This window comes from Cognatilysobacter lacus, from assembly GCF_008274655.1.
GTDB classification, from domain to species: Bacteria; Pseudomonadota; Gammaproteobacteria; order Xanthomonadales; family Xanthomonadaceae; genus Cognatilysobacter; species Cognatilysobacter lacus.
The window spans coordinates 1-1,635 of the sequence record NZ_VTRV01000263.1 but is presented as its reverse complement, the minus strand read 5'-3'; the positions used below and the strand labels follow the sequence as shown (position 1 = coordinate 1,635).

General features: G+C 70.7%; 3 protein-coding genes. All 3 read right to left on the bottom strand.

The annotated features are described in order from the left end of the window. Window positions 1–139 precede the first annotated feature (139 nt). Window positions 140–589, bottom strand: a complete 450-nt coding sequence (locus tag FW784_RS13955) for a phage holin family protein (RefSeq protein WP_235893695.1) — start codon at window positions 587–589, stop codon at window positions 140–142. Between the two features lie 152 nt (window positions 590–741). Further along, complete coding sequence (locus FW784_RS13950) at window positions 742–1,128, bottom strand: hypothetical protein (RefSeq protein ID WP_149353926.1); 387 nt, start codon at window positions 1,126–1,128, stop codon at window positions 742–744. A gap of 38 nt (window positions 1,129–1,166) precedes the next feature. After that, a partial coding sequence (locus FW784_RS13945) for a PDZ domain-containing protein (RefSeq protein ID WP_149353925.1) occupies window positions 1,167–1,635 on the bottom strand: 469 nt, incomplete at its 5' end.

Genomic DNA, 1,635 nt, shown 5'->3' with positions numbered 1-1,635 from the left:
ACGATGCGGCCCGGCGTCCAGCCCGCGCGCCAGGACGCCCGCAGCTGTCGCCAGTCGGCGGCGACGCGGCGCTCCTGCGCTTCCAGCGCGGCCTCGGCCTGTTCGACCTTCTGGATCAGCTGCGAAAAGGAAGTGGCCATCAGGGCGGCGTCACCGGTACGCCGACATCGTCCGTCACCGGCTCGCCCGACGCGGTCTGCAATTCGCTGTCGACGACGGATTTGGCCGAACGTGCCGAGCCCGCGGCGGGGGTGAAGTCGGCGAGTTCGCCAAAGCCCAGCCGCGCGAACTGCCGCCGCGAGGCTTTCATGCGGGTGTGTTCGAAGTAGCGCGTCGCGCCCCAGGCGGCCAGCACGCAGGCGGCCAGGCTCAGCGCCGCGCAGGCAAGCATCGCCACCGTCCACGACAGGCCGGCCTGCACGCGAAGCAGCATCACGAGCGTCGCCATCAGCAGCAGCCAGGCGCTGGCACCGAACGCGACCGCCAGCCCGGTAAAGGCGACCGACCGACCGAACGCGCTGCGCGCCAGCGAGACGTCGGCGGCGATCAGGCCACGGAACGCCCTCGACGCATCCGATGCGGCACTCATGCTGGCACGCCCAGCCGCTATCACCTGGCGAAGGGCTTCTTCCATATCCGGAGCGGGCGGTGCGTCCGACCCGCCCACGGGCGCAGGCCCCGGATCAGCCTGATCCGGGGTTTTTACGCGTTCGCTCGCGCTCCGGGCGCCCGACACGGGGTTTAGCGGTTGCTGCTGCCGCGCGCCAGCTTGGCGATCAGCCAGCCCGACGCGAAGGCCACGCCGAAGCTCGCCAGCGGGCGCTCGCGGATCAGCTCGGCCGCGCTGTCGACCAGGTCACGGCCCTTGTCCATCAGTGCGTCGACCTGTTCGCGCGCCGCGCCGCCGGCGACCTCGGCCGCCGCGATGCCCGCGAGCGCGGTATCGGCAAGATCGGCCTTCAGGTTTGCCTTGCCCACGCGTAGCTCCTCGCCAGCCGCAACGGCCGCGTTCTTGAGTGCATCTCCGGTGTCGACCGCCGCCTGCTTCAGGCTGCTGCCGGCCTCACCGATGTTCGTGCGGAAGCTGCCCGTCGCGACTTCGGTCGATCCGTTATTCGTGGTTGCCATGAACATTCACTCCTTGGAATTCGTTGGGAATGCGCGGTTCAGCGCATGGGCAAGACGCCCTGCTGGCCACCGCGCATGACGCGCAGCGCCAAATCTGCCGGTTGCCGCGTGAAGCCAGCGCGGAAGGCGGCGATGTCATCGACGGCGCCGGTGGTCGCTGCGATCACCACGTCCCCGGCCTGCAGGCCATTCTGCGCCGCGCGCGAGCCCCGTGCGACGGATTCCACCAGCACGCCCGAAAGCCCGGAATTGCGCAGATTGGCAGGCAGCTCGGAAAAGGTCGCGCCGGCGAGGCGCGGGTCGAACTCGGCGCCGGCGATCGAGCGCGGCTGCTCCTTCAGGCCGATCTGCAGCGTGACCGGCTTGCCCTCGCGAAGCACGGCGAGCGTCACGCGGCTGCCGAGCGCCTGGAGGCCTTCGAAGTTGCGAAGCGCGTCCCGCCCACCGATCGGCTGACCGTTGGCGGCGGTGATCACGTCGCCCGCGCGCAACCCCGCCTGCGCCGCG